The sequence below is a fragment of the Mycobacterium sp. TH-M15 genome, assembly GCF_057473705.1.
The window spans coordinates 1-4,732 of the sequence record NZ_JBYCLB010000678.1 but is presented as its reverse complement, the minus strand read 5'-3'; the positions used below and the strand labels follow the sequence as shown (position 1 = coordinate 4,732).

General features: G+C 71.8%; 5 protein-coding genes and 1 pseudogene. All 6 read right to left on the bottom strand.

Features of this window, described 5'->3' with window-relative positions; translation table 11 throughout:
* The coding region (locus AC2VNT_RS16625) for an adenosylhomocysteinase (RefSeq protein ID WP_486947902.1) at window positions 1–769 on the bottom strand (769 nt) is incomplete at its 3' end.
* Window positions 770–843: 74 nt separating this feature from the next.
* Complete coding sequence (alkX, locus tag AC2VNT_RS16620; RefSeq protein ID WP_486947901.1) at window positions 844–1,449, bottom strand: TetR family transcriptional regulator AlkX; 606 nt, start codon at window positions 1,447–1,449, stop codon at window positions 844–846.
* Between the two features lie 55 nt (window positions 1,450–1,504).
* Complete coding sequence (locus tag AC2VNT_RS16615; RefSeq protein ID WP_486947900.1) at window positions 1,505–2,059, bottom strand: hypothetical protein; 555 nt, start codon at window positions 2,057–2,059, stop codon at window positions 1,505–1,507.
* A gap of 21 nt (window positions 2,060–2,080) precedes the next feature.
* Complete coding sequence (gene cas7g, locus AC2VNT_RS16610) at window positions 2,081–3,241, bottom strand: type I-G CRISPR-associated RAMP protein Csb1/Cas7g (RefSeq protein WP_486947899.1); 1,161 nt, start codon at window positions 3,239–3,241, stop codon at window positions 2,081–2,083.
* A gap of 27 nt (window positions 3,242–3,268) precedes the next feature.
* Window positions 3,269–4,495 (bottom strand): mannose-6-phosphate isomerase, class I, encoded by a 1,227-nt coding sequence (manA, locus tag AC2VNT_RS16605; protein WP_486947898.1) that lies wholly within the window; start codon window positions 4,493–4,495, stop codon window positions 3,269–3,271.
* A gap of 17 nt (window positions 4,496–4,512) precedes the next feature.
* Window positions 4,513–4,732: pseudogene (locus AC2VNT_RS16600) on the bottom strand (TobH protein); the annotation flags it as partial.

The following is a 4,732-nucleotide window of genomic DNA, read 5'->3' as shown; positions in this document are numbered from 1 at the left end:
AGTGCCGGCAGCCGTATTTGTTGTCGAACTTGGATTTGGTCACCGAGTCGTTGACGGTGATCGCCGGGAAAGACAGCCCACCGGCCGCCGCTAGCTGGTAGAGCCGGAGTACGCCGGGGGTGGTATCCTCGGTGACCCCCCGAACCGACGCGGCGATCGTGGTCCACTTTGAACCAGCGTCGGCCTTGTCGGACGTCATACCCTCACGCAGCCGGGCCAAGAACACCTTCCACTCGTGCGAGTCGCCCTCCTCGGCGGGCGGCACCACCCCGGCCTTCTCGTACTGCGCCCCGCGCAGCACCATCATGGTGGCGTCGCCGCCGTCGTCGAGGATCATGTTCACCGGGTCGCCGTCCCAGGTCAGGGCCTGCTCGGCGCACCACCAGTACTCCTCCAGGCTCTCGCCCTTCCAGGCGAAGACCGGGGTGCCATGCGGCTGTTCGGGGGTGCCGTCGGGTCCGACGACGACCGCGGCGGCGGCGTGGTCCTGGGTGGAGAAGATGTTGCAGGACGCCCAGCGCACCTGCGCACCCAGGTCGACCAGCGTCTCGATCAGCACCGCGGTCTGGATGGTCATGTGCAGCGACCCGGTGATGCGCGCGCCCTTGAGCGGGTTGACGCCGGCGTATTCGCGGCGCAGCGCCATCAGGCCGGGCATCTCGTGCTCGGCCAGCCGGATCTCCTTGCGGCCGAACTCCGCCAGCGACAGGTCGGCAACCTTGTAGTCGATGCCGTTGTTGGTGTCGGCGGTCGGTGTCATTCCGGTCATGGCGGCCCTTATCGATTCGGTTGGTTAGCTTGGTTACAAACTACCGGCCGGGTGCACAGCCCCGATCGGGCGGGTCAGTCGGATTCGATGATGCCGTACTCCCGCGCGGCCGGGGTGAACAGCCGGGCCAGGTCGGCGGCGACGTCGTGGTCGGCTTCCGGCGGCATCGAGACGTAGCTCATCGCCAGCCGGACCACCGCGCGAGCCAGGATGCCGGCGTCGGAGTCGCTGACCTTGACCCAACTGTGCACGAACGACGACGTCAGGCGCTGCGCGCAGCGGGCGATGATCGGACCGCTGCCGGTGGTGATGATCTGCAGCAGGTCGGGCTTGGCGGCCCCGGTGAGCAGCGAGATCACCAGCGGGTCGGCCGCCGACTCGGCGAAGAACGACCGGAAGCCGGCCAGGAACGCGGCGTGGATCTCGCCGACGTTCTGCTGAATCGCGGTGTCGACCGCGTCCACCAGCCGATCGGCCAGCCGCAGCGCGTAGCCGTAGGCCAGGCCCTGCCGCGAGCCGAACTCGTTGTAGATGGTCTGCCGGCTGATCCCGGCGGCGCCGGCCACGTCGGCCAGGGTGATCGCCGACCAGTCGCGGGTCCCCAGCAGCTCCCGCATCGCGTCGAGCACCGAGTCGCGCAGCAACGCCCGGGGGCCGTCCGCGTCGGGAATCCGCTTCACGCAGGTGAGACTAGCGGCCAAGCTCCGGCCGCCCCCAGCGCCGCGCAGCCGACCGTCAGACCGGGCCGTGGTTCGGCAGCCGCACCCCGTCGGTCAACACCCCGAGGTTGGTCTCGATCAGCCAGCTGCGCAGCGCCTCCCACGCCAACCCGGTCACCGCCACCGCCGCCAGCATGAGGTAGCCCAGAACGTTCACCCCGGCGAAGCGCGAGGCCGCCGCCGCGATGGCCAGCACGACGACCACCAGCGCGGCCAGCCAGATCAGCCGCCGACGGCGGCGCAGCTGGTCCGCCGTCGCGTTGCCCAGCATGGCCACCCCGATCCGGATCGCCGCCAGCCGCACCGCCCGGTCGGCGGGGACGGTGCCGGTGCAGACCGCGTCGACGGCGACCGAGCGCTGCGTCCAGATGAGTCCGGTCACCGCGTCGGCCCGCGCGCGATGTCTCGGCTGCCCCCGGCCGACGGCGACCGCCGCACCCGCGGTGTCGAACAGGGCGACGACGAACAGCCCGTGATGTGTGGTCACCCGGGCCAGCCCGGCGAAGACGGCTGCCCACACCGCGAACCGGAGACCGGCGGGCAGCAGGGCAAACGCGATCCGGCCCCTCACGATCGGAGATCGCTGCCCCGGTCAGCCACGCGGGCCGAGTTCTTTCGCGTCGACGAACAGCGGCCGTCCGAACCGGCGGCCCGGGTGCCCGCCGGCCGGTTGCCGGGGTGCCGTCCGCTCGACGTCGGCGCGCTCCGGCGCCTCACCGGCCTGGACGGCGGCGTAGATCGTCGGGTCGCCGACGACTTCGAAAACCTGTCCGCGCCAATCGATGTCGGCCTCCCGCTTGGCTTCCACCAGCGCCTGCTCGAGCAGCGCGTCGGTCTCGTCGATCGACGGTGCCGCCAGCGCGACGAATTCCCCGTGCCGGGCATCGAGATTCACCGCGATGGGCCCCGACTCGACCAGGTCGCAGTTCGCCCGCAGCGTCAACTCCTCGTTCGCCCGGGCCAGACCGGCCAGGGCGTAGGCGGCCAGCAGTGCGCGGCAGGACACGTCACCGGCCGGGCCGGAGTCGAAGCGCAGCTTTCGCAGGGCGGCGAAGCTGAGCACCTGGGTGCGGATGATCCGCCGGCAGCCGACGACGCCGAGATCATCACCGGCCTCGGCCTCGTCGACATCTTCGGCGGCGGTCGGGCCGCCGCGTGCGGCGCGGAGTTGATCACCGCTCTGATCGGCGAGCACCCCGATGATCTCGCCGACCAGCGCACCGCGGTAGCGGCTCTGCCGGCCCTTGCGGGTGAGGTCCCAGGAGCCGAACACCAGGCTGCCGGGGCTGAGTTCGAGCAGGGCACGGGCGTTGGCCGGCGCGGAGGCGCGCGCCTCCCGGTAGCGGGGATGGTCGGTCACCGGCCGGCCGTCGACGGTTCCGGAGCGGATCTGGTTGTCGAAGATCCGCTCCGGCAGCTCCAGATCGGTGACCTGGACCTGGCCGCCGTCGTAGTACACCTGCACCCGCGGCACCCGGCTGATCAACGGGTCGTCGTCGCGGATGCTCTGCAGGATCGCCGTCTCCACCCGGTGCAGCTGGCTCCGGTTCTGGTCGATGATCACCGTCGTCGCGGATTCGTCGTCGATGAACCGGGTCTCGTAGGCGAACGCCGCGCCGCCGCCGCCGATCGGCGCCGGCGCCACCGCGGCGTGTGGCCCGCCGGCCGGTGCCAGCTCGGTGACCAGGCTGACGGCGGTCCCGCCGCCGGGCTCGCAGGCGGCGGAGAGCTGCGGATAAGAGAGTTTGGCCATGGGTTCAACCTTTCTGCTGGAGAAGTCTCACACGCCCGCGGTGACCCGGAACAGTTCGGTCGGCTCCCCGGCGAGCAGCCGGATGGGTCCGTCGTCTGCGGGCACCCAGGCCGCCGCCCCGCGATGCAGCCGCAGTGCCCCCGATTTTGCCTGCACCACGGCCGCGCCGGCGGTGCAGACCAGGATCTGCGGGCCGTCGTGCCGGGACGGCGCGTCCACCTCGTGGCCGACCCGGTCACCGTCGAGGGCCAGCCTGGACACGGCGAACTCCGCGGTCGCGGTCTGGTAGGTCAGCTCGGGCCCGTCGCGGTCGGTCGCCGGTCGCAGCGAGGCCTCCGCGGCCGGGGCGAAGTCCAGCACCCGCAACAGCTCCGGCACGTCCACGTGCTTCGGGGTCATCCCGCCGCGCAGCACGTTGTCGGAGTTCGCCATCACTTCCAGCCCGACACCGTGCAGATAGGTGTGCAGGTTACCGGCCGGCAGGAAGATCGCCTCCCCCGGGCTCAGCTGGATCCGGTTGAGCAGCAGCGCTGCCAGCACCCCCGCGTCGCCCGGGTAGCGTTCGCCGAGCTCCAGCACCGTCTTGGCTTCGGCGGCGAACTCGGTGGCGGCCGAGCTCAGGTAGTGGATCGCGCCGTCGAGCACCGCCGGCACCAGCACGTCGAGGTCGGGCTGCGGTGCGGTGATCCAGGTGGTGAACAGCGCCCGCAGGCCGGCCGCGTCGGACTGGTCGCTGAGCAGCTCGATGAACGGATCCAGGTCGGACACGGTCAGCGCCTGCAGCAGCTCGACGGTGCGGGCCGCCGGGCGGAAGCCGGCCAGCACCTCGAACGGCCGCAGCGCCACCAGCAGCTCGGGCTTGTGGCTGGTGTCCCGATAGTTGCGGATCGGCGACGACAACGGGACGCCGCGGCGCTCCTCCCGCCGGTACCCCTCGGCGGCCTGCTCGGCGCTGGGGTGGGCCTGCAGCGACAGCGGCTCGTCGGCGGCCAGCACCTTCACCAGGAACGGCAGCGCGTCGCCGAACCGCGCACGCACCGCCGAGCCCAGCTGCCCTTCCGGATCGGTGCGCAGGGTGTCGAGCAGCGAGACCTCGCCGGTGGTGGTCTCCAGCCACGCCGGGTCCTCGGGATGCGCACCGAACCACAGCTCGGCCTCGGGGTGCGCGGTGGGCACCGGCCGGCCGGTGAATTCGGCGATCGCAGTCCGTGACCCCCAGGCGTACGTCCGGATCGCTCCGCGTAGTAGCTCCACTGTGCCGTCTATCCCCGTTATCCGCGCCGCCCGGTCAGCAGGCGCAGGTATGCCGCGGCCATCTCCAGTCGGACGGCCAATACTGCCAGCTGCTGCTCGGCCCGATCCGACCTGGCGGTGGGAAGCAGTCCGCCGGGCCCGGCCGCGCCGCTTCCGGTGTCGGTCACCGCCGGTACGTCACCGGCGGCGATCAGGACGACCCCGTCCGGCCCGCCCACCCGCGCCGCCACCACGGCG